This window comes from Paenibacillus ihbetae, assembly GCF_002741055.1.
Lineage (GTDB): Bacteria > Bacillota > Bacilli > Paenibacillales > Paenibacillaceae > Paenibacillus_AQ > Paenibacillus_AQ ihbetae.
Map to the genome: position 1 here is coordinate 5914639 of NZ_CP016809.1, position 23173 is coordinate 5937811.

Sequence of the window (23173 nt, forward strand, 5' to 3'; positions counted from 1 at the left end):
CCGCCTTGCGGGTGGGAGCTTTGCCTTAGGTTCAGCTCGTCTGTTCATTGCCTCCGTTCGAGGCTTCCACAGGCAGAGCGGATGTTTGATCAGGTTCCGGGATCGGATCCGAATCCGGAACTATGGCATTCCAATCGATGTCTTTACGAATCGACCAGATCAGCAGGAAGATTACCCCGATGATAACCGAGCCGATGGATATGAGATAACTGCCGAGTGGAGACAAGTATTCTACCTCCACGATGGCGGAGCTGGAAGGGACGATCACATATCGGACCATTTCCAGCCAAGCGAGATGAAAGCCGATGCTCATCCATAGATGGTTTGTCACAAGGCGGGACAGCTGAAGCGCCGCACTGAAGACAATCAAGCTGATGATATATTCTGTGGTGATGAGATCCCAGGTGCCGATACCGATCGTAACCATCCAAGCCGTTATCGCAATCGGGGCCATAACGAACAATACAATTTGGAGGAGCAGCGCAAGCCAGCGGGGAAACCGGGTGTTCAGATTGCGGTACAGATATCCCCTGAAGGTTATCTCCTCAGGGAAGGCTTCATAGAAAAAGGCGATCATCGAATTGATCAGAATTACGAGGAGTGTAGGCACAGGGAGATGCACATCGACGATCCGCAGCCATCCGAGCGCGCTGCCGAGCAGGAGGGAGACGGCCATGATCAACACGATAAAGCCGATCCCCAGTAAGAAATATGGGAGCCCGGACGGCGGAGAAGAGAGCCCGATCCCGCGCCATGGCCGACGATCGGCATAACGCCTGAGCAAGTAGGTCAGCGGTACCGATACGGATGTCGTAACCACGGCGAGCAGGATCTGCTGTCCGAGCGTCGACAAGCCATAGGAGCCGCCCGCGGTAGCCGCCACGACGGCCAGCCCTAGTCCGGCCACGAACGCGAGCCAGCCCAACAGGATGCGCCAGAACAAATGGAGCCGTCCGTCATCGCGACGCAAGAGCCGGGGATTGCCCACTTGCTGATCGTTGTCGTCCGCAGCTAATGTCATGGCGGATTCTCCTTTCATCTATGAACTCTCGGTTTGAAAGATTCCAGACCGATCTTTATATGTATAGTGATGACTCTAGTAATGTGTTCCTTTTAAGAGAACCTATTTTTCCGGAGGCGCTGCCGGGAAGCCGTTAAACAAAGGGAGGGAGCATCATTGCCAGGATAAAAAAGGCAGCGTTTGTCTTGATGGATTATCGCTGACCACGAATATTTCCAGCTCCCTGAACTTCGAAAAAAAGCTTGATCCGCTTGGATTCTAGCAGCATCAACATTGACATGATATTGAAATATTTAATAAAATGTTATCTCGACAGGCTTTTTACGTGTGAAAAAAAAGACAAAAGGAGTTGGATATGGTCAAAAATCATAAGAAGCTGACGATGGGCGAGATTGTCAAAAGGTTCATCTTTATTACGATCGGCGCTATCCTGATGGCGGTGGCGCTTGAGATATTCCTGGTGCCGAATGAAATCATCGACGGAGGCATAACGGGTATTTCCATCGTATTATCCGAGATTACGCCAATTAAGCTAGGTCTGTATCTCTTTATCATTAACCTGCCGTTCCTGTTTATCGGGTATAAGCAGATCGGAAAGACATTCGCTTTTTCCACCTTGTACGGAATCGTGATGCTGTCGGTAGCGACGACATTTCTCCATCATTTCGAACCGTTCACCAACGAGAAAATTTTGGCCGTGCTCTTCGGCGGCTTGATTCTGGGTTTAGGGGTCGGGCTCGTGATCCGTTACGGCGGAGCCCTGGACGGAACCGAAATCGTGGCGATTCTTCTATCGAAGAAGCTTCGCGTCCCGGTCGGCCAGATCATCATGATCATTAATGTGTTCATCTTTATCACGGCAGGCTTTGTGTTTGGAGCGGACTCGGCCATGTACTCGATCTTCTCGTATTACATCGCTGCCAAGGTAATGGATATCGTCGTAGAAGGACTGGATGAATCCAAGTCTGTCACCATTATTTCGAACGAGTATGAGGAAATCTCCAGTGCCATCATGCAGCGGCTGGGCCGCAGCACGACGATGATTTATGCGAAGGGCGGATATTCCCAAGAGGATACGCAGATGATTTATTGCGTGATCACCCGTTTGGAAATCGCCAAGCTGAAGACCGTTGTGCAGGAGATCGACAAAAATGCTTTTATATCGATCCAGAATGTGGCCGACGTGCTCGGCGGAAGCATGGCCAAGAGCAATATTCACTAAAAAACAGGGTGTTTCACGGACCCAAGCCATCGGTCCTTGAAACACCCTGTTTTTGGCGGAAGCCGCACTTAACCCTTCACTTCGAAAAATTCGCAGTTGTCTCTCCCGTGGTAACCGAGCGAGCTCACACCGGACTGCGTGATGATCGTGTCCTCGGTGAACCGGATCACGATGCCGCCTGATTCGATAAGGTGGTTATCTTTGAAGATGCGGATGGGGATCGACTTCTCCAAAACTTCCTTGAAATCAGCGTCGGTCAACAACGGCCTGACAATCGGCATAACCATTCTACTCCTTTCGGTTAGAAATCACTGGCAACGGCTGGTACGTGAATTTGTTCCATCAAGGCTGCGGAAGAGGCGGATTCGCATGGCATTTCCGGCAGACGGGAAAATACGTGTCATTCCCTCCGATCAAAATCTGTTCGCCGGTATAGACCGGTTTACCGTCTATTACTCTAAGATTCATGGTTGCCTTGCGCTCGCAGAACCAGCAGATCGTCTTCATTTCCTCGATTTTATCCGCGTAAATCAGCATCCAGCGGCTGCCTTCAAACAGCTCGTTCCGGAAATCGTTCTTAAGCCCAAAGCCCATAACCGGCACATTCAGCTCATCCACGATTTGGACAAGCTGCAGAATGCTGCCCTTGCTCAGGAACTGGCATTCATCCACCAGAACGCAATAAGGCTTGGGATCGTGATTTTTCACGATGCTGAATATATCGGTGTCCTCGAAAATAGGAATTGCTTCCCGGCGCAGGCCGATCCGTGACGATACGTATCCGATTGCGTCCCGGTCGTCTATGGCTGAAGTAAAGAGGAGGACAGGCTTGTTCTGCTCCTCGTAATTATGGGCGACCTTCAAAATCTCGATGGATTTGCCGCTGTTCATTGATCCGTACTTGAAAAATAATTGAGCCATGCTTTCGTTCCTTTCACGCATGATGTCGTTCATTTCTAAAGTATGACGCGCAGTGTCTATTGTCGCATTATAGCGCCGCGTTGTCCATGACCTTGGGACATCCTCGCGTGACAATGAAGGTTCTTGGTAAGCGAAGCTTGATTTGAAATTAATCCGGTCCATTTCCATGGCAATGAGTAGAATGACCAAAACATGTCGCCTCCATTTAGGGAACATGCACTCCGCTAATGGAGGCATGTTTGTTATGGGGGGAACCGTAAGTTCCTTCCTCCGCTAAGCAGAAAACGATGATAAGATGAGAGAAATAACGTGGATTCGGATCCTTTCAAAAAGTTTTTTTGCGAAATTGTCAGAAATGACCCGATCCCGGAGTCATATAAGCAGTCAACGAAATGAAAGAGGGTATAGACATTGGAAGTGACAGCAGACAAACGGACAGATTGGGATGAAATGGAAGACAGCGAGTTGGTCATTCGTGCACAGGCAGGGGAACGGGAGGCTTTCGGCGAGCTGGTACGCAGACACCGAGCAAAGGTATACGGCTATGCCAGAGCCATTACCCAGGAGTCCTATCTGGCAGAGGACATCGTTCAGGATGCGCTGATGCGCGCCTTCCTGCATCTCAGCAAGCTGGTCGATGCTGGGCGGTTCCTACCCTGGATGCAGCGGATCGTGAGGAACCAGGCATACACCAGGCTCAAGGCGAGACCCACGCTTCAGGAGCAAACGTTCACGGAGCTGGAAGGGGGAGGTCGCTTGAACGGCCAGGAGGATGGCGAATGGAACGATCTGGACCGCATTCTGTTCAGGCTGAACCGGACCGCGAACGAAGCGGCTGCTTCTGCCAATGCGCCTGAGGAGAAGCTGATTCAGAAGGAAACGCTGCATACGTTAACCGACATCATTCATTGCCTGAAGCCGCGAGAGCGGATGATCTTCGAGTCCCATTTCTTCGACCAGCTGTCGCCGCAGGAAATCGCCAAGCTGTTTCAGCTCTCTTCAGCCAATGTATACCAGATTATTTCCAGATCCCGCAAAAAGGTGATCCAGGAAAAAATCCGCGTTACCGTTGACTCCTATATGAAAACAAGAAGGGATATGGGAATTATGAGCAAACGGATTTTGGACTACGGTAAGGCCTTTCACGACACAGGCACATGGACGACAGCGGCGGATGTGATTTACAAAATGCTGCAATTTACGGACCGCAAGCTCTCGCTGCCGATGGTCATGGGACTGACCGGTCATGCCTTCCGGATCAATATCGTGCCGAAGACCGTCCATATTGCGGGACCGACCGGCTATAACTTCAGTGAAGTGCTTCCCCGGGGGCTGCACAATATCGGATTTCACGCTAAAGTAATCGACGGGATGTCCCCGAATATCGGCGAAAACAGCAATCTCCTTGATCCTTCATTGACGGGGAAGGATGCGATGGGCAAACGCAGCATTCACCGTGAGCTTCCGCGAGCGCTGGATCTGATTCACCGCTCGCTGGATCAGGGGATTCCGGTACTGGCATGGGATCTGTTCTTCCCGGAATTCGGCACCATATATGGCTATGATGATGAGACGAGGCTGCTGTATGCCGAGGAATGCGGCAAGGTGGAGACGCTGCAATTCGATCATCTGGGCCGCAGCGTGCTTGAGGAGATTTTTGTGCTTGCCGTTGACGGCAAAGTGGATTTGACCCTGAAACAGCAGCTCCGGCTGGCGCTGGAATCGGCGATTGAGCATTATGAAGGCCGGGAGAGCGCGATTCCGGCTAATTGCGTCAAGGGATTGGCGGCCTATGATACTTGGCTGGAAGCGTTGGAAGGCGGCGTGATTGAGCCGAATGGTCATGCCTATAATGTTGCTGTACTGAGGGACGGGCGCTATTTTGGGGCAGAGTTCTTTAAAGAGCTCAAGCAGGCTTGGCACCTTGAGGAGAAGTCAGCGGAGCTGATCCGGCATTTCGATGAAGCGTCGGCATTGTACGAAGGGATGTATGAGAAGCTCGATGAACTGCACCGGATGTTCCCGTTTCCGCAAGGGGGCCAGCCGAACGATCCTCTCACCGCTAGAGAGGCAAGAGGCTTGGTTGAAGGAATTAAGCCGCTGGAGTCCAAAGCGCTGGAGTGCATGAAGGAGATCCTCGCGTTGATCGGAGACTAAGAACGATGGCGTCCTAGTGGACAAAACGGGTTGTTTACATTCCGCGAAATCTATTTTAGAATGGAAGCATAATTAGATAGAATTTTATAAGACGAACCCCATTTTTTATTGTTTTCTGGATCCAAAACAATGAGAAATGGGGTTTTTTTGACGTGTGGAGGAGGAACGAAACGTTGTATCAATTGCTGAAGAACTCGTTGTATGTATTTTTAGGGGCTTGCTGCTTCGGGATTTTATCTACGGTTGTGAAGCTGGCATACCGTGACGGATTCAAGTTTGAACAAGTGATGCTGAGCCAATTCGGAACAGGGTGGCTTATTTTGCTGATTCTCATGCTGCTGTTCGCGAGACGGAAAGTGACCTGGAAACAGGCGGTTCGTCTTGCTGGCGTCGGCTTGTGCACCTGTCTGACCGGTGTTACATATTATCTTTCGCTGCAAAGCATTCCGGCCTCCATCGCCGTTGTGCTGCTGTTTCAATTTACCTGGATCGGGGTGATCATCGAGTCGATCGTATACCGCCGGCTCCCGGACAAAGCGACGGCCATTTCGATCGCCATTCTGTTTCTCGGGACGCTGATGGCCGGCGGCATCCTCGGTACAGGCGAGCTTCAGCTTAACCTGAAAGGAACGCTGCTTGCTCTCGCGGCTGCCGTTATGATGGCATTGTTCGTCTTCTTCAGCGGGCGGGTTGAGACCGGCATGCCGGCGATCACCCGCAGCTTTTATACATCGACCGGCGGTCTTGTCCTGCTGACGGTTCTGTTTGCCCCGAACGTATTTACGGGGAATGTCCAAATGGTTAGCGGTAACGGCTTATGGTTCTACGGCTTGATCCTGGGAACGTTCGGGGTCGTGCTTCCGGTGCTTCTGTTTGCGCTTGGTGCGCCGAAGATCAGCACGGGCCTGGCTACGATTCTTGGTGCAGGGGAGCTTCCGGTGGCCGTCATCGCATCGGTGATGGTGTTGAATGAACAGGTCACGGCCGTTCAGTGGATAGGCGTATCTCTCATCCTGCTCGGCATCGCCTATCCGCAATGGGCGGCTCAGCGAAGCCCGGGCATTCAATTGGCTAAGGATTAAGCGTTTTATTGCCGGGGCAGATGCTCCGACTTACTGCTAGTACATATCGGCCGGAGGGCATATGGGCATGCAAGAATCCGGCTGTCAAGCGATCGGCTCTTTTTCACGTCAATGTGATGAAGTTGCAGTGGTACCCGAAGATCAACTAAAATTTATAGAGGGCGAGGACGAATCCCTGTTTCTAAATATTAACCACTCGAGAATGGAAGAGGCGGCAAACGTAAGCGCCTAAGGTTTATGTCCATTCGGTCGAAAGGAAGTTATTCATGAATGTAATGCAAATGGAACAATTGAAGCTGATCCGTACGGAAATCACCAGGTTTATGCTAAAATATAAATTCGCACTGGACGAAATCGAAACCAAGATCGAGATCCTGAAGGAAGAGTTTCAAGCTCTGCATGACTATAGCCCGATCGAGCATACGAAATCCCGCCTGAAGTCCCCGGAGAGCATGATGAAGAAGCTGCTTCGCAAGGGAGGAGAGATCTCCCTGGCATCGATTGAGGAGAACATCAAGGATATCGCAGGATTGCGGATAACCTGCTCATTCATATCCGATATTTATAAAATCAGCGAGATGCTGCAGAAGCAAAGCGATCTGACCGTGCTGAACGTCAAGGATTACATCAAGCATCCGAAGCCGAACGGCTATCAAAGCTTGCATCTGCTCGTAGAGGTGCCGGTGTTTTTCTCCGACCGGGTGGAGAAGGTATGCGTAGAAGTACAAATCCGGACCATCGCGATGGATTTCTGGGCAAGCCTGGAGCATAAAATCTTCTATAAATATAATAAATCGGTTCCCCAGCGGCTGCTTGAGGAGCTGAAAGCCGCGGCGGATACGGCTAATGCGCTCGACCACCAAATGGAGCGGCTGAACCGCGAGGTCCAAGCGATCAAGGATATGCATGATGAAGATTCCTTGCTGGAGGAGCTGAAGAGCATTCAGATCAACAACCACAAATATCAGCTGCCAGCAGGGCTGCTGGAAATCTTCTCGGAGGGTGAAGAAGCCTGAAGTTAGAGGATCTTTTACCGCGAATAATCGTATACATGCCAAGATAAGCCGCGATTTCGCGGCTTTTTAATAGTCTGATTCTGAAAGGATGTAACCATGAAGAAAGTCATCGTCATTGGATCGGGAATCCTAGGGGCATCGACAGCCTACGCGTTAGCCAAACAAGGAGCAGAGGTGCTTGTCATAGACCGCAAAGATGCAGGACAAGCTACCGACGCAGCTGCGGGCATTATCTGTCCCTGGCTGTCGCAGAGACGCAATCAGGCTTGGTACCGTCTGGCTAAGGCCGGCGCGCGCTTCTATCCCTGCTTGATCGAAGAGCTTACCGCGGAGGGGGAGACCGAGACGGGCTATGCCCAGGTCGGTGCCATTAGCATCCATCATAACCAGGAGAAAATTACCGCGATGGCGGAGCGCGCGCAGCTTCGTAAAGCGGATGCACCGGAGATTGGCGAAATCACCCGCCTGGATGAAAGGAAAACGCTTGAATCATTTCCTCTGCTCGCGGAAGGATATTCATCCGTACATATCAGCGGCGCCGCGCGGGTAGATGGCCGCGCGCTCCGGGATGCGCTCCTCCGGTCGGCACAGCGAAACGGCGCTGTTTTGATAAACGGCGATGCGCAGCTGCAATATCAATCGGGCCGCATCACCGGAGCTGTTGTCGAGGGGCAATACTTTCTATCCGACAAAGTCGTGGTGTGCGCAGGCGCATGGGCGGATCAGCTGATGAAGCCTTTAGGCATTCGTTTTAAGGTACATTATCAAAAAGCGCAAATCATGCATCTGCAGCTTCTTAATCAGCAAAATCCAAGCCATTGGCCGGTAGTCATGCCGCCTTCTGACCAATATCTGCTCGCTTTCGATCAGCAGAAGATCGTCATCGGAGCGACTCACGAGAATGATGCAGAGGGATACGATACCAGGGTGACCGCCGCCGGAATGCAGGAAATTCTGAATAAAGGGCTGGAGCTGGCGCCTGGCTTGGCCGACAGCACCTTCCAAGAGGTAAGAGTCGGTTTTCGCCCATTCACGCCGGGCTTTCTTCCGGTGATCGGAGCTGTTCCCGGCTGGGAGGACCTATTAACCGCCAACGGGCTTGGAGCATCCGGATTGACGATGGGACCTTTTATCGGGAGCCAATTGGCAAAGCTGGCGCTGGGGCTGCCGCTCGATATCGATATTCAGGATTATGATGTGCGTAAGGCAATGGATGAGACCGAAGATGGATAGAGATGGAACGATGATGATTCCATAAATACTGGTGTGTCTGTCAGCTCTCATAGGGGCTGTCCCGAAGTAGAAATGGATTGGATTTCTACTGCGGACAGTTCCTTTTTCATGTGTTCATACACCGGCACCTTCAACTTGGCTGAGGATTAATCCGATCGATAGGTTTAACGAAAAAGAAAAATTTAAATTGACAGCCTTTAATGTATACAAGTAAAATACATGTATATTAAGTGAAAACCATATCAAGCTTGATCAAGACAGCATGAAGCCTGATCAACGAAGCCGATCAATAAAGCGATGAACATGGTGAAGAATCAAGAGAGGGGCGTCATTGATTTGTACCGGGTAGAGATGATTAGAGTTCCGCTCCTCGAGACCGGCGAGACCCATACGCTGGCGTTCAGGTTCATCGGTCCTTCCGGCAGTGTCTTGCAAGGCTGCACGACGGCGGGAATCGTTACCTGCACGCCGTCACAGGTGCTTCAGGCGAAGGGGTTGACCCTGACCGCGTTGGAGCCGGGCGAAGCAGAGGTAAAGGTGGACTTCGGCGATAACCGATTCCCTTCCGTATGCTGGCGTATAACGGTTATACCGCCTTCCGAGCCCATACATAGAATAACAGCTCAGAGCCCGCGGATTTTATTCCTTAAGGAAGAGGCTGAAGCATTCCGTCGGCGGATTAGAGGTAAGGAGGATACAGCAGAGGATGCCCCTGAAACCGCTGAGGTGTTAGTCATCCAATACGCTAGGCTGTGGCACAGTTATGTAGAGCGGGCAGCAGGTTATTTGAACGAGACGGGTTTTACGGTCCACTATCCTTCGATCTCCCAAGAGTGGCATGTATCGCTGCCGTTGGAGGAACCGGAGCCAACCCCAGATCCGCAGGGCTACACCGACTTTCCTTACTGGACGATGTACGCAAGGGCAATCGAAGAACGGCTTATCGTGTTATCTACCGTTTATATCGTGACCGGCAAGGTCGATTATGCCGAGAAGGCAAGAGGATATTTACTCGCATTGGCTTCTTACGGAAAATGGTATGAGTTCGATCATCGGGGCGCCGAGGGCAATCTCAGCAATGCCCACTTCCTGATCGGCGTATCTGCTGCTTATGACGCCATCCGCGATATCATTACGGAAGGGGAAAGGCTTCGTATTAGGGACGCCATCCTAAGTAAAGGTTTGCAGCCGTTAGCCATTGATATCGGAAATCGGGATCGGCATAATATCGTGGCCGCCAAGCATGTTGCCATGATGTTCGGAGCGGCAGCGATCGCGGATGAAGTTCCGTATGCAGCCAAATATTTGCAGGCTTCACTTGATTATTTGACGGGTTACTTGGATTTCAAGCTGAATTCCGGGGAAACGGAAGGCTTTTTATATGATCAAGTAGCTGCAAGGCACGTATGGATGGCGGCTGATCTGTACCGAAGAATGACGGGAAATGCCGATCTGGTCAATCATCCTTATTTGGCGGAAGAGCTGCCGGAGCGTTTGCTGCATTTTTTATCCCCGGTTGTGAATACGTTTCCAAACTTCTCGGATTCGTTCTACAAGCTGGATATCGCATATGTCATGGCTATGACGGCCTCTCATCATGCCCATCCCGCAGCGGGCTGGTATATGCGAAGGTATGAGGCGGAGCATCCGGCTGCACTTTTATATCTTAAAGAGGAAACGCTTTCAATCAATCCGGAAGCTTATTACCAAGGAGCCGTCTCCGCCGTGTTCCAGCCGGTCGGCTGGGCTGCGCTGCGATCGGGTTGGGGGAGAGGCGATCACCTCCTGTGCTTCACCTCAAGCCCGTCGGCCAAGGATCACAATCATAGGGATCAGAACCAGATCATGCTGAATGTCGGCGGCGAATGGCTTCTGACGGGCCCTGGCTATCAGGACTATGTGCCGGGCCCGAGAGCGGATTATACAATAGGCACGATCGGGCATAATTCGCTGCTTGTCAATGGACAGGGGCAGCAGTCGCTCGGCGGCGGGCACATTTGCGACAGCTCGCTGTTCCCTTCCTTCGAAGTCGTAAGCGGGGACGCTTCGGCAAGTTATGGGGAAAGCCTAAGATCGTATCGCCGGACGCTGTATCATATCGACGCGTCTTATTATGTCATAGTCGACGATGCTGAGCTGAACCGGGAAGGGGATGAGGCGGAGCTGCTATTCCACACCACCTCATCCATTTACGGGCATGATCATGCCCTGCTCGGTCCGGGAGAGTCGGTGAAGAAGCCCAGCTTGATAATTCGCGGGGAAGAGGCGTCGGTTCGGCTGTTTTTCCTCGCCCCGGGTAGCCTTGGGATTACCGTACAGGAATATCCGGGCGCGGAAAGCTACGGACCTTTTATCAGCGTAAAGGCAGCGTCCGGGAGCAGCATTCGATTTGTTACGCTATTGATCCCGCAGTGCGACGATCCAAGAAACATCACCGTAGACCATGTGGCGACAAGCGGTATCAGCGGAATCGGCTTTACCGTACTAGAAGAAGGGGAGCGAAGGGATTTCATGATGTTTTGCGATACTACAGAAACGATGGATTACGAAGGCTATTCATTCAGTGGGGCTGCCGTACGATGGAGTTCAAGCATGATGGGGCAGGATCCTCTAGATACCGGCAAGCCCGGCAGACTTGATCTTTCCAGTGCGACACGCTTTGCAGGTCAGGGAATCCGTTACCGTTCCGACAAGCCTCTAAGCTTATATTTGGAGACCGGAAGTTTGAGAGGGGCGGTTTACAACGGAACTACTCGCGCCTCGGCCTGCGAATTGTGCCTGGATTCGTCCGGTGTTCGGCTGGACCTGATCGTTCCTCCCGGGAAGCATAATCTGGATTTGAAACAGGGATGGATCATTCCAGCCGAGGAAAGGGGGGAAACCAATGGAAACGCTCGTACACAGCACGGAGCCCGGAAAAAAACCGACCGCGACTAAGGCAAGCCGAGGCAAGCGGATTCGCGCACGCATGTGGAAGGACCGCTATCTCTACCTGCTTTTGCTTCCGGGACTATTGTATTTTATCGTCTATCGGTATGTTCCGATGCTGGGCATCACCATTGCATTTAAAGATTACAGCCCCTTCATGGGCATCGTCGACAGTCCTTGGATCGGCTTTGATAACTTCAGCCGCATTTTTGAAAGCTCGGAAGTCGTTCAGGTGATCTGGAATACGCTTATTATTTCATTTCTGCAAATTATTTTCGCTTTTCCTGCGCCGATCATACTGGCGATCATGCTGAACGAAGTGGCCAACCCCCTGTTGAAACGCGTGATGCAGTCGGTGGTATACATGCCGCATTTCCTATCGTGGGTCGTCGTGGTTGGGATCGTGACGATCTTTTTCCGAAATGAGGGCCTGGTTAACGACCTGCTGCGGGAAGCATTCGGCGCTCAGCAGACGATCGGCTTTTTGACCGAGCCGCAATATTTCCGTCCGTTTCTGATCTTAGAGGTGATTTGGAAGGAAGCGGGATGGGGAACGATCATCTTCCTTGCCGCACTGAGCGGCGTCAATCCGGCGCTGTATGAAGCTGCGGTGATGGACGGAGCAAGCCGGTTCCGCCAAATTTGGCATATTACGCTGCCGGCGATCCGAAGCACGATCATCATCATGCTGATCATCCGGCTCGGGGACGTCCTTGAGGTAGGGTTCGAGCAGGTCTTCCTCCAGCTGAACGCATTCAACATGCATATCGGAAATACGCTGGATACCTATGTGTACTTTAAGGGTATTCAACAATCCGATTACAGCTTCTCAACCGCCGTCGGCGTGTTCAAAGGGCTGGTCGGGCTGATCCTGGTCATGGGCGCGAACAAATTATCCAAGCGCTTTGGCGAGCAGGGCGTATATTGATCCGTTGTGCAGGTCCACAGAAAGGAGAGACATCCTTGAATCAGAAATCCATCGCCGAACGCTTGTTCAACTCGGTGAATATCGGTTTGCTGCTGCTGATTTCAGCGCTTATGCTGTTTCCGTTCCTATATTTATTCTCGGTTTCCTTCTCGTCCTATGAGGATTTTCTAGGAAGCCGGCTGCTGTTATGGCCGTCGAACTGGACGACCGATGCGTATGAGTACATCTGGAGCTCCCGCACGTTTCGTCAGGCGCTATGGACCACCTCGCTTGTAACCGTGCTTGGGACGCTGGTTAATTTGTTCTTTACCAGCACGATGGCCTACGCTTTGTCAAGACCGATTATCGGCCAGCGGAGCGTCATGTTTATGGTGGTGTTCTCGCTGCTGTTCTCGGCAGGGATGATCCCAACTTATTTGGTTGTGCAGGCAACGGGACTGCTGGATTCGATCTGGTCCTTGATTCTGCCAGTCGCGATCGCTCCGTTCAATCTGATCGTGATCCGCCAGTTTTTCCTCAACATACCTGGCGAAATGATTGAGGCGGGGATTGTAGACGGTGCCAACGATCTGCAGATTTTCTACAAAATCATCCTTCCGCTGTCCAAACCGGCGCTGGCGGCATTCAGTCTGTTCTACGCCGTGACCCATTGGAACAACTACTTTGCTCCGATTCTGTACATCAATGATTCCTCGAAGTGGACCATCCAGGTCGTGCTTCGGCAGATCGTGGTGGTGGGGGAGACGACGGGCACGCTCGGCGGTGACAACATGTTTGCCGCGCAGCCTCCGCCTCCGGAGACGATCCAGATGGCGGCGATTCTGATGGCTACGCTGCCGATTCTGATCGTGTATCCATTCCTGCAGAAGCATTTTGCCAAGGGTGTCATGCTTGGCGCTGTAAAAGGGTGAGAACTCAGGCTGCTGCAAGAACAAAGCGGGCACTGAGATCATTATAACCGGGGCGCACGCTCCAAAATCATAACAAAATGGGGGAACGTAAATGTCGAAAAAGCGCATGATTACCATGGTGATGGCTGCACTTCTCTCGGTCAGCCTGGCCGCTTGCGGCCAGAGCAGTCCGGGGCCAAAGAGTGCGGAACAGCCGCAGGAAGGAGGAAAGACACCTGCCGAAGGCGAAGCGAATCAGACCTATACCGTTACGGCAATCGATTACCGCTATGGGGATCCGCCGCCGTCATCCAGCCCAGGGCTGACGATGATTAATGAGAGATTCAATGTCAAGTATGAGCCGACGTTTGTGCCGAATACCGCTTTTGACGAGAAAATCAACGCCACCTTCGCCTCAGGCAAAATACCGGATATGATCGGATTGATGTCGGCGGATGTAAAGAACCGCTATAACAAATTCGCCAAGCAGGGCGCATTCCTTGACATCGAACCGTATATCCAGGAATATCCGACGCTGAAGCTGGTCCCGGATTTTATATGGGATGCGGTGCGGGTTGACGGGAAAATCTACGCGATTCCGCAGTATGCCCCGAAATACCAGGTCGTCACGGTCATCCGCAAGGATTGGCTCGATAAGCTGGGGCTTGAGGTTCCGACCAACTACGAGCAATTGAAGGAGGTCGCGATCGCATTCACGAATAACGATCCGGACGGCAACGGCAAGAAGGATACGTACGGCCTGGCCATCGGGCAGGATATTAACCCGAACTTCAACCAAGGGCCGTATTGGGACCCGGATGCCTGGTATCATCAGGATGAAGCGGGCAATTATATTCCGGGAATCATCGGCAACGGCCGGAAGGAATTTATCACAATGCTGTCTGAACTGTATAAAGCAGGGGCGATGACCAAAGACTACGCCATTTTGAATTGGGCGGATACCAACAAGGAGTTCTATTCGGGCAAGGCCGGCATTTTCATCGGAACGCCTCGCGGTATGTCCCAGGAGTACATGGACGGACTGCTGGCCATCCATCCGGACGCACAGTTTGTAAGCCTTGGACCGTTCAAGGATGCATACGGTAATCAAGGGCTTACCTCAGGTGCAGGATTTAACGGCATTACGCTGCTAAGCGCCAAGCTGGCGTCCGAGCCGGAGAAGCTGAAGCGGATTCTTACGATGATTGATTTCGGCCGCACCTTCTACCCGGAAGACAGCCGGAACGAGAGCAATGCGGACTTCGACTGGTGGTCCGGAAAAATCGGCGTCGGCTACGACATGAAAGACGGCGTACCGGTGAACAAGGAAAACTTCGCGTCTGACGGACTCGCGCCATCCACTTATTTTGTGGACAATACGGCATGGGCGCCGCAGGATTTCGACAACGACTACTCGATCACTTATCAGACCAAGCAATTGTCCGATCTGGTTGAATCGATTGAAGCAATGTATAAGGAAATCAAGCTGTATGCGAACCCGATCACCGGCCTGGAATCCGCGACGGATAATGCCAAGGGAGCCGAGCTTAAGAAATTCGTCATGGATGAGCAAGTGAAGATGATTGCGGGAACGCGTCCGGTATCCGAGTGGGATCAGCTTGTTCAGGAGTATCTGAGCAAGGGCGGAGCCGATATCATCGCGGAATATAACGCAGGCATTACGGAGAAAGACCCAAAAGCGCTTTTCAAATAAAGCCGAGGTGAATCGTTAAGAGCATGTCCTTGGAGAATACGTCTGTCCATACGCAAAGGTTGGCGCGGGCAGACGTATTCAATCGCCAGGGAGGCTGAGAAGGGAGTAGGCAGCATTGAGTATGCAGGCAGTAAAAATCGGGTTGTGGCTAAACCGCAATGCAGCGGAATATCATTGGAAGCATGGCCAAAATATATTTCAGCTCTATATCGAAGAAATTCTGTCACATGCCGGCATACCGTATCGGTTGTTCGATCAAGCGGAGCAATTGCATGCATATCGACCTGATATCATCGTGAACGTGCTTGCGGGCGAGCGGGATGAGGATTTGGACCGACTGCTGCAGTGGGCGCAAGATGGCGCCGTCGTTATTGCTTACGGGGGCTTGAACCGTTTGGCTTCCAGGATGGGATGCGTCGAGGTCGGCTGCCGTGAAGCGGTGTATGCGGAGATTGAAGGGATGGAATCGTTCCTTCAAGAAAAGCTCCTCCGGGCACTTTGCAGCCAGCCTTGGCTACCGTCTAACAGGCATGAGAAGTCTGGATCGCTGCTTGCAGAAGCACAAGGAAAGCTGCGTTTGGGGAAAGCCGGGAGCGAGCTGGGTGCAGCGAGCTTGACCTTTCGGATCGGCAGCGGCAAGCTCATTCGCTGGAATGTGGATATTCCGAGCACGGTCGTTTTTCTTCAGCAAGGAAGAGGGCCTGTGTATCAAGACGGTATTCCTGCCGAGGATGGAACCGGCGGCATCGATGAGGGAATATTGAAGGCGGATGACGGGATGGAAGTCGATTGGAAGAAGGATCGGATCTTGTCCGATTCGAATATTCCTTACTTTTCGATTCCATATGGCGACCTGTGGCGCGAGGTGATCGTTCACGAGCTGATGAAGGAAACAGAAGGACTCGGACTTGCCCTCCCGCTTCTGGACTATTGGCCTCGCGGGATCGAGCAGGTTGCGATGATCTCCCATGACAGCGACTTCAATTCCGAAGAGGCTGCAAGAACGACGCTGGAGCTTCTCAAGGAATGCGGCGTCCGCTCCACTTGGTGCATGATCGAACCCGGATATTCCAGGGAAACGTACGATATGATCACCGCTGCGGGGCATGAGCTGGCATTTCACTTCAATGCGCTTGAAGCGGAGGGCGGCATATGGTCCCAGGATGAATTTGCCCGCCAGCTGCAGCATTTACGGCAGGCAAGCGGAGCGGATATCGTATCGAATAAGAACCATTACACCCGCTTTGAAGGCTGGGGAGAATTGTACCGTTGGTGCGAAGCGGAGGGGATCCAGGCGGATCAAACCCGCGGTCCTAGCAAAAAGGGAAATGTCGGTTTCCCGTTCGGCACGGCGCACCCGTACTATCCGATCGCATGGGCTGGAGAACGCAACCGGCTGTATGATGTACTGCAGATCGGATTTTTGACGCAGGATCTGGAGCATCCGATGCTTCCGGACATGTCGGTCATTGGGCCGTTCCTTCAAGCTGTCAAAGGCGTACGCGGCGTTGCACACTTTCTGTTTCACCAGCAGCATATCCACCATATCGATGGTGTGAGGGAAGCCTTTCGGGCGGTTGTCAGTCAAGCGAAGAGTCTGGGATATACGTTCTGGACCTGTGCGGAAATCACAAGCTGGGAGCAAGCCAGACGGAAGGTGAGACTATCTGTGGATGCAAGCGGAGCCTTGGAGGCCGGCCATTTGCCGGAAGGAGCCGTCATCCGATATTACCAACATCCACATGCAGATGTAGAAGAAGAATCGAAGCGCGATCGCTACGGGCTCCCATGCCCGGAATGGAGCGGAATGATCAAGGGCGCTGCCGAGCGGACGCGGTAAAGGGAGGGAAGGACAGCATGGAACCACTGGCACTAGACGGGGGGCCGAAAACCAAATCCACGCCGTTTGCCTCGGGCAAGCGATTTGGTGCGGAGGAAGCAGAGCAGCTCCTTGAGGCTCTTGAGCAAAATACGTTATTTTATCATTTCGGCCACAAGGTCAAACAGTTTCTGACGGATTTCAATCAATTGTATGGAGTCAAGTACAGCGTTGCGACTTCATCCGGAACGGCGGCACTGCATGTTGCGCTTGGAGCGGCCGGCATCTCGGTAGGCGATGAAGTGATCACAAGCCCGATCACGGATCAAGGCAGCTTGATCGGCATCCTGTATCAGAACGCGATCCCGGTGTTTGCCGATTTGGAGCCGCACACCTACAATCTGGATCCGAAATCGGTGGAGTTGCGGATCACGCCGCGGACGAAGGCGATCCTGGTCGTTCATCTTGCAGGCAATCCGTGCGATATGGACCCAATCATGGAGATTGCCGAGCGATACGGTCTGAAGGTGATTGAAGACTGCGCCCAGGCCTATTTGACGAAATATAAGGGACGGCTGGCGGGAACCATCGGCGATTACGGCTGTTTCAGCACCAATGACTTCAAGCATATTTCAACCGGCGATGGAGGCATTGTGGTTGTAAATTCAGGGAATGAAGCGGATTATGAGACCACGCATGCCTTTGCGGACAAGAACTATCGCCGACTCGGCACTCAGCTTGACCGGGGAACGAAGTACATTGCACCGAATTACCGGATGACCGAGCTTCAAGGGGCTGTCGGGATCGCCCAAGTCCGCAAGCTTCCGTGGATTTGCGAACGGCGGAAGGTGATGGGAGACCGCTTGAATCAAGTGCTGGCCACCGCGCCGGGAATACGTATTCCCGAGGTTCGGCCGGATGACGAATGCACGTATTGGTTTTATATGTTTCGACTGGAGCTGAACGAGCTGTCCTGCACGAGAGAGCAATTTTGCAAGGCGCTGGAAGCGGAAGGCATTCCGAACCGGGCAGGCTATATTCCGCAGGTGTGCTATATGCAGCCGCTCTTTCAGAATCGGCAAGCTTATCTGGGGAGCAGCTTCCCGTTTGATCTAACGGAAACTTCCTATGAACAGGGCCTGTGCCCCGTTGCAGAGAGTACTCTGGAGACAGCGGTGCAAATTCCGATCAGTGAGTTTTATTCGGATGAGGATATCCGCGACATCGGGCTGGCCGTCTTAAAGGTCGCGAGCGCATACAGCATGCAGAGTAAGGGACGGGTCAGCCATGTTAAAGAGTAGTGAGCATTCAGAGACGAAGCCCTTTGAGTCCCTCGGCTACCCGGTCCGCGCCGACGAAACTCGGTCGGCTGCGGTATGCAGAAACGTAAGCGGAGAAGAGCGCATCGTCATTGCCGCAAGAGGCTACTTACTCATCGTGGATCCGGATAACGGCAGCTGCCGCCAGCTGCCTTTTCCCGACTTATGCCGGGAGTATCCTTTTGCGGCAATGAGCACGAGGAGCGGCTTGTTATGTACGGGAGCCGGAACGTGCTTGTATGTGCTTGACCCCTTCAAGGCCGAATACATAGCACGGTTTGAAGTCCCGCCAGGTGAGGAGCACGCGGGTTTTGCATTCGCGGAAGATGAACGCGGGACAGTCTATGCCACGACGTATCCGGGCAGCTATTTGCTAAGCATGGATGCTGCGATGCAGGAATGCCGGGTTGTTACCCGGCTTGATTCCGATCGGACATATGCGATGACGCTGGCTGCCGGAAGCGATGGATGGATCTATGCGGGACTGGGCACATCCTCTCCAGCGGTTGCAGCCGTTCATGTGGACAGCAGCGAAGTGAAGACAATTACGGTGAACGGGAACGCGGCCCCGGGCAGTGCACAGATACACCGGGGGCAAGACGGAAGGGTGTATGCCCGGATTCCGAATTCTTCACATCCGTCGGCTGCCGCCGCAGAGAATTGGTACATCATCGAGAACGGCCAAGAACGTCCAATTCCTGAAGCTTCGGTATCTCCTTCGCTGTATCGCGGGGAAGGTTACCGAAAGCTTCATCAGGACCTCAGCAATGGCCGGAGCCTGCTGTCCTGGGAGCTGTCTGAGATGCGAATCTCCATTCAGCACGCGGATGGCACGCGATCGGAAATCCCGCTGCATCATGAAGGCAATGCCGCGGAGCTGTCGCCGATCTTCGCCGGACCGGATGGCAATCTGTACGGCACCTCCAATCATCCGCTGCATTTTTATCGATATGAACCGGACCGCCGCCGAATCATGAAATATGGCTCGGACATGATTCAGAAGGGGGGCGGAGGCAATATTGCCGCTTACGCTTCCCAAGGCTCCAAAATCATCGGTGCCGCTTATGCCGGCGGCCTGATCCATGTAATGGACACGTCCCGCGATTGGGAGGGGATTAGACAGCCAGCTTCTCGGGAAACCGATATGGTTTCGCCAAGCTTGAGAAATCCCAGACTGATCTATGCCGACAACCGGGTTCATCGTCCGCGCTGCGCGGTTTCCTTGAACGATGGCATTCACGTCTTGTACGGCGGCTTTCCTGGTTACGGAGCGGTCGGCGGGGGGCTGGGCATCGTGAACGTGGATGAAGAAAGCGTCACGATGCTGGGGCATGAGCAAGTGATCCCCGAACAAAGCACGGTGTCGCTAGCCGTTCTCCCTGAAGGCATTGTCATCGGGGGGACCAGCATCGAGACACCGGGCGGGGGGCACTCCTCGTCCAAGGAAGCGGTACTCTATGCATGGGACTGGGCGTCACGTTCCGTTACCGGATCCTGGGTTCCGATTGCCGGCGCACGTGAGATTTCGGGATTATGCCCCGGCCATGGGGGAGATGTGTACGGAATCACCTCGGACAGTATCTTGTTCCGTTTCGATGTTAAGCAAGGTAAGGTTGTCAGCCGGCATGACCTGTCCTCGTGGGGTTCCGTCGTTCGAAACGGAATGATGGCGTCCTCCCGAGACGGCAAGCCGATTGTTATAGGGCTGCTTAGCCGCAGCCTGTTCATGATTACGGCTGGATTTGACGTTCCTGTTCGGGTCGCGGCGCTGCCCGTGCCGGCTACCTGCGGGCTGGCCCGTATCGGGAACGATATTTATTACGCGGCAGGGGCCGAGCTGTGGCGATTCCATTGGGAGGAGGGCGCAAGCCGACATGAATGAAGCTCAGCGATTATCGAATGAAGGGCTTCGCGATATAAACCGGGTTGCTCCACTGCTGGACACGGGGGAGACGAAATCGGATTGGGAGACTAAGAGGAGGCAAATTCAGTCCGTGTGGATGCACACACTCGGCGAGGCACCGCTGGAGGATATGTACGACAGCGAAGCGTTAGGTGAGGGCGCATATACGGTACTAAGCGAGAAGCAAGAAGAGGATCACTGCTGTCAGCATATCCGGTATGAAACCAAGGACCAGGATCTGGTGCATGCGTACCTTCTGCTTCCCCGCGGCGTGTCCGCTGCCGCCCCGCGGCCGGCCGTGCTGGCACTGCATCCGACGACCGAAGTCGGGAAGGCGGATGTAGCCCTTGCGTCGGGAAGAGACAATCGCAGATACGGTTTGGAGCTTGCACGCCGTGGCTATATCGTGCTAGCCCCGGATTCCATTACATTCGGGGAGCGGATCTACGAGGGCGAAGCTCCTTTTCAAACGGCTCCGTTCTATAAACGATTTCCAGCGTGGTCGGCCGTCGGCAAAATGCTGGCCGATCATATCCGGGGCGTGGACGTACTCACAACCATGAAGCAGGTTCGCTCCGACCGGATCGGAGTTGTTGGCCATTCGCTCGGCGGATACAACGGCTGGTTTCTGGCAGGCATGGATTCGCGGATCCGGGCAGTTGCATCCAGCTGCGGCTTCTCCCTGTTCCAAGGAGATCCGGATCCGAACCGATGGGGGCGGCGGGATTGGTTCTCGCATTTTGCCGGCCTCACCGAGGTGATGAAGCAAGGGGGCCCGCCGTTCGAATGGCATGAGATCGCAGCGCTTGCCGCTCCTGTACCGATGTTCATGTGGTGCGGCATGAGGGATGCGATCTTTCCGAATTGGCTGGACAACACGCACGGGCTTGCCGAGCTGATGAAGTTATACCGCGGTTTGGGCCGCGAGAGCGATTTCGAATGCTGGCTGGGGACGGAAGGTCATGATTTCCCGCCGGATCTACGTGAGAGAGCATACCGTTTTCTTGACGCTCATTTGCTGATTTAAGGAGCTGTCCACCGAAATGACAATGATTGGAATCCTTATCTCATGCATGTTATACTGATATTCATAGACATGTATAGGAGCGGTATATATTGTTACGTAGAAGAAATGAATTTCATGAACGCTATGAGCGTTTCTTACAGGATCTCAGGAATGAGATCGTAAGCGGGACACTAGCGCCGGGAGAGTTTATTCTACCGGAGAACACATTGAGCCAGAAGTACGAAATGAGCAGGGTCTCCATTCGCAAAGCGCTTGATGAGCTTGTCCAGGAGGGACTTATCGAGAAGATTGCCGGCAAGGGCAATCGCGTCAAGCTGCCGGACGAGGACCGAACGCCGATCGTCCTTAAGCTGGCCTGGTTCTCCACATCTTATGAGATTGAAATCGTGAAACGGATCATTGCATCCTTCGAGAAGAAGTACCCGTTCGTTAAGGTAGAGCTGATGCTGTATTCGGAGGAGAATTATACCCGCACGCTCATTCATTCAATGGATGAGGAGCAGGGACCGGATGTATTCGTGATGTCCGAGATGCATTCCAGAGAATGGATAGAGAGCCGGCGCACCGAGCTTCTGACCGGCTATATCCCCCCTCACCTGCTTGAGGAAGGCGTCAGCTACCCGGAGGTGTTCCCGCTGTTCCAGCAGGGGCAGCAGATGCTTGCTGCACCATTCATCTTCTCGCCGGTCGTCATTTGCTTTAACCGGTCGATCTTTGAGAAATACGGGATCAAGGAATACCAGCCGCTCGAGAGCTGGGACGATCTGCTCCGCGTGGCGAAGCTGTGCACGAAAGCGCCGGATGAGGACGGGATGGTGGAGCATTACGGCTTCTGCTTCTCCGCCTCGTCCAACCGCTGGCCCGTCTTCCTGCTCCAGAATAATGGACAGATCATGAAGAGCGATCGCAGCCGCAGCACCATGGCGAACGAGAACAACATTCAAGCACTGGAGTATTGCCTGTCCCTGATGTATAAGGAGCATGTTTCGCCAATCTACGCGCATGGCAGCAGTCATTTGGCGGAGGGACTCTTCATGAAGGAACGGGTAGCCATGATCATGTCAACCTATTACTTCATGAACGAGTTTCGCGATCATTCCATCGCATGGGACGTGATGGAGCTTCCGCGAGGCAAGCAGCCTGCCACGCTGCTGCTCGGCGGGGGGCTTGCGATCAACGCGCGCAGCAGCCATCGGCAGGTAGCCGAGAAGCTGGTCGATTATATGACGGGCGAAGAGGGGCAACGGCTGATCAAGCAATACGGATGCACGATTCCGGTGCTTCGATCCGTTGCAGAGGACGATGCATTGCTTGATCCGGCCATCCATCCCGAGCATTACAACTGCTACCTGGATGTGCTGCCGCATGCTTATCCGCTGCATACGCTCCATTTGACCCAGTCCGAAATCGAATTGCTGTTTGATGAGCTGAACCTGCTGTGGGCGGGAATGGAGACGCCTGCGGATACCTGCAGCCGGATGGAATCCCTGTTTAATGAGCGGCTTGCGGCAGCCGCCATTAAACAATGAATCGCCTAGTTACGTCATCAATACGAATTCGATAAGCATGGTTTCATTCCGGATCGAGCGGGTATATATATCCTAAGTGGGGAGTGGAACTGATCATCACCAGACGGATAACATGACGTATTGTCAGCTAACCGAAAGGATGTTGATACCCATGGACAACAGAGCAGGGAATGAGGAAGGCTTCGCCTGATTCGTTCCCAAGGAACACCTTGAGAGGCAATTTTAACATTGCGTGAGATGGAAAACCGCTTCCCGCTTTACAAAGCTCTGCGAGTGAACTCGCGGAGTTTTTGTATTTTCCGGAGATATAAGGGCATCGGGACCGGCAATCTGTTCACATAATTGAGGGAAAGGGCGCGGCCCGTCCGATATTTCCTATGTTATACTAGTGAATTGGATACAATGGGAAAGTGGAACAAAAGCAAGACAAGGGGTACGATTTCAACTTTACATAGTTCGAGGTG

General features: G+C 53.0%; 17 protein-coding genes. 14 read left to right on the forward strand and 3 right to left on the reverse strand.

Features of this window, described 5'->3' with window-relative positions:
• Positions 1 to 31: 31 nt before the first annotated feature.
• Positions 32 to 1021, reverse strand: a complete 990-nt coding sequence (locus BBD41_RS26595; protein WP_099479609.1) for a CPBP family intramembrane glutamic endopeptidase — start codon at positions 1019 to 1021, stop codon at positions 32 to 34.
• Between the two features lie 355 nt (positions 1022 to 1376).
• On the opposite strand from BBD41_RS26595, the gene BBD41_RS26600 reads away from it, so the two are divergent.
• Positions 1377 to 2243, forward strand: a complete 867-nt coding sequence (locus tag BBD41_RS26600) for a YitT family protein (protein ID WP_099479611.1) — start codon at positions 1377 to 1379, stop codon at positions 2241 to 2243.
• Between the two features lie 68 nt (positions 2244 to 2311).
• Here the strand turns inward: BBD41_RS26600 and BBD41_RS26605 are convergent, their stop codons facing one another.
• On the reverse strand, positions 2312 to 2524 hold the full coding sequence (locus BBD41_RS26605; RefSeq protein ID WP_099479613.1) for a hypothetical protein: 213 nt from the start codon (positions 2522 to 2524) through the stop codon (positions 2312 to 2314).
• A 61-nt stretch (positions 2525 to 2585) separates the two neighbouring features.
• Entirely contained in the window at positions 2586 to 3164 is a 579-nt protein-coding gene (locus BBD41_RS26610; protein ID WP_077569013.1) for a thymidine kinase, read from the reverse strand.
• Positions 3165 to 3575: 411 nt separating this feature from the next.
• Between BBD41_RS26610 and BBD41_RS26615 the strand changes: the two genes are divergently transcribed.
• The 13 genes from BBD41_RS26615 to BBD41_RS26675 all read left to right on the forward strand — a co-directional run bounded on the left by BBD41_RS26615 (position 3576) and on the right by BBD41_RS26675 (position 22709).
• Entirely contained in the window at positions 3576 to 5321 is a 1746-nt protein-coding gene (locus BBD41_RS26615; protein ID WP_099479615.1) for an RNA polymerase sigma factor, read from the forward strand.
• Between the two features lie 173 nt (positions 5322 to 5494).
• Positions 5495 to 6403: an EamA family transporter gene (locus BBD41_RS26620; RefSeq protein ID WP_099479617.1), complete on the forward strand. Its 909-nt coding sequence runs from the start codon at positions 5495 to 5497 to the stop codon at positions 6401 to 6403.
• 266 nt (positions 6404 to 6669) lie between these two features.
• A complete protein-coding gene (locus BBD41_RS26625) occupies positions 6670 to 7419 on the forward strand; it encodes a GTP pyrophosphokinase (protein ID WP_007128391.1) in 750 nt (249 codons plus the stop codon).
• 96 nt (positions 7420 to 7515) lie between these two features.
• A complete protein-coding gene (locus BBD41_RS26630; RefSeq protein WP_099479619.1) occupies positions 7516 to 8652 on the forward strand; it encodes an NAD(P)/FAD-dependent oxidoreductase in 1137 nt (378 codons plus the stop codon).
• Positions 8653 to 8955: 303 nt separating this feature from the next.
• On the forward strand, positions 8956 to 11589 hold the full coding sequence (locus BBD41_RS26635; protein ID WP_157929340.1) for a heparinase II/III domain-containing protein: 2634 nt from the start codon (positions 8956 to 8958) through the stop codon (positions 11587 to 11589).
• Positions 11537 to 12508: an ABC transporter permease gene (locus BBD41_RS26640; RefSeq protein WP_077566821.1), complete on the forward strand. Its 972-nt coding sequence runs from the start codon at positions 11537 to 11539 to the stop codon at positions 12506 to 12508. The genes BBD41_RS26635 and BBD41_RS26640 overlap by 53 nt, the downstream gene beginning before the upstream one ends.
• 35 nt (positions 12509 to 12543) lie before the next feature.
• Complete coding sequence (locus tag BBD41_RS26645) at positions 12544 to 13419, forward strand: carbohydrate ABC transporter permease (RefSeq protein WP_007128386.1); 876 nt, start codon at positions 12544 to 12546, stop codon at positions 13417 to 13419.
• Positions 13420 to 13510: 91 nt separating this feature from the next.
• Positions 13511 to 15112, forward strand: coding sequence for an extracellular solute-binding protein (locus BBD41_RS26650; RefSeq protein WP_099479623.1), 1602 nt, complete (start codon positions 13511 to 13513; stop codon positions 15110 to 15112).
• 121 nt (positions 15113 to 15233) lie between these two features.
• Positions 15234 to 16952 (forward strand): polysaccharide deacetylase family protein, encoded by a 1719-nt coding sequence (locus BBD41_RS26655; protein ID WP_099479625.1) that lies wholly within the window; start codon positions 15234 to 15236, stop codon positions 16950 to 16952.
• Between the two features lie 17 nt (positions 16953 to 16969).
• Entirely contained in the window at positions 16970 to 18232 is a 1263-nt protein-coding gene (locus tag BBD41_RS26660; RefSeq protein ID WP_099479626.1) for a DegT/DnrJ/EryC1/StrS family aminotransferase, read from the forward strand.
• Complete coding sequence (locus tag BBD41_RS26665) at positions 18219 to 20132, forward strand: NHL repeat-containing protein (protein WP_099479628.1); 1914 nt, start codon at positions 18219 to 18221, stop codon at positions 20130 to 20132. The genes BBD41_RS26660 and BBD41_RS26665 overlap by 14 nt, the downstream gene beginning before the upstream one ends.
• Positions 20125 to 21180, forward strand: a complete 1056-nt coding sequence (locus BBD41_RS26670; protein ID WP_099479630.1) for an alpha/beta hydrolase family protein — start codon at positions 20125 to 20127, stop codon at positions 21178 to 21180. Before BBD41_RS26665 ends, BBD41_RS26670 begins: the two co-directional genes overlap by 8 nt.
• Before the next feature lie 89 nt (positions 21181 to 21269).
• Positions 21270 to 22709, forward strand: coding sequence for an extracellular solute-binding protein (locus BBD41_RS26675; RefSeq protein WP_077566814.1), 1440 nt, complete (start codon positions 21270 to 21272; stop codon positions 22707 to 22709).
• Positions 22710 to 23173 lie beyond the last annotated feature (464 nt).

Excerpts from the sequence above, each read along its gene's own strand:
- BBD41_RS26660 (WP_099479626.1), top strand. The coding sequence starts at position 16,970 with ATGGAACCACTGGCACTAGACGGGGGGCCGAAAACCAAATCCACGCCG.
- BBD41_RS26670 (WP_099479630.1), top strand. The coding sequence starts at position 20,125 with ATGAATGAAGCTCAGCGATTATCGAATGAAGGGCTTCGCGATATAAAC.
- BBD41_RS26595 (WP_099479609.1), bottom strand. The coding sequence starts at position 1,021 with ATGACATTAGCTGCGGACGACAACGATCAGCAAGTGGGCAATCCCCGG.
- BBD41_RS26605 (WP_099479613.1), bottom strand. The coding sequence starts at position 2,524 with ATGCCGATTGTCAGGCCGTTGTTGACCGACGCTGATTTCAAGGAAGTT.
- BBD41_RS26625 (WP_007128391.1), top strand. The coding sequence starts at position 6,670 with ATGAATGTAATGCAAATGGAACAATTGAAGCTGATCCGTACGGAAATC.
- BBD41_RS26630 (WP_099479619.1), top strand. The coding sequence starts at position 7,516 with ATGAAGAAAGTCATCGTCATTGGATCGGGAATCCTAGGGGCATCGACA.
- BBD41_RS26600 (WP_099479611.1), top strand. The coding sequence starts at position 1,377 with ATGGTCAAAAATCATAAGAAGCTGACGATGGGCGAGATTGTCAAAAGG.
- BBD41_RS26635 (WP_157929340.1), top strand. The coding sequence starts at position 8,956 with ATGGTGAAGAATCAAGAGAGGGGCGTCATTGATTTGTACCGGGTAGAG.
- BBD41_RS26610 (WP_077569013.1), bottom strand. The coding sequence starts at position 3,164 with ATGGCTCAATTATTTTTCAAGTACGGATCAATGAACAGCGGCAAATCC.
- BBD41_RS26640 (WP_077566821.1), top strand. The coding sequence starts at position 11,537 with ATGGAAACGCTCGTACACAGCACGGAGCCCGGAAAAAAACCGACCGCG.
- BBD41_RS26650 (WP_099479623.1), top strand. The coding sequence starts at position 13,511 with ATGTCGAAAAAGCGCATGATTACCATGGTGATGGCTGCACTTCTCTCG.
- BBD41_RS26665 (WP_099479628.1), top strand. The coding sequence starts at position 18,219 with ATGTTAAAGAGTAGTGAGCATTCAGAGACGAAGCCCTTTGAGTCCCTC.
- BBD41_RS26655 (WP_099479625.1), top strand. The coding sequence starts at position 15,234 with ATGCAGGCAGTAAAAATCGGGTTGTGGCTAAACCGCAATGCAGCGGAA.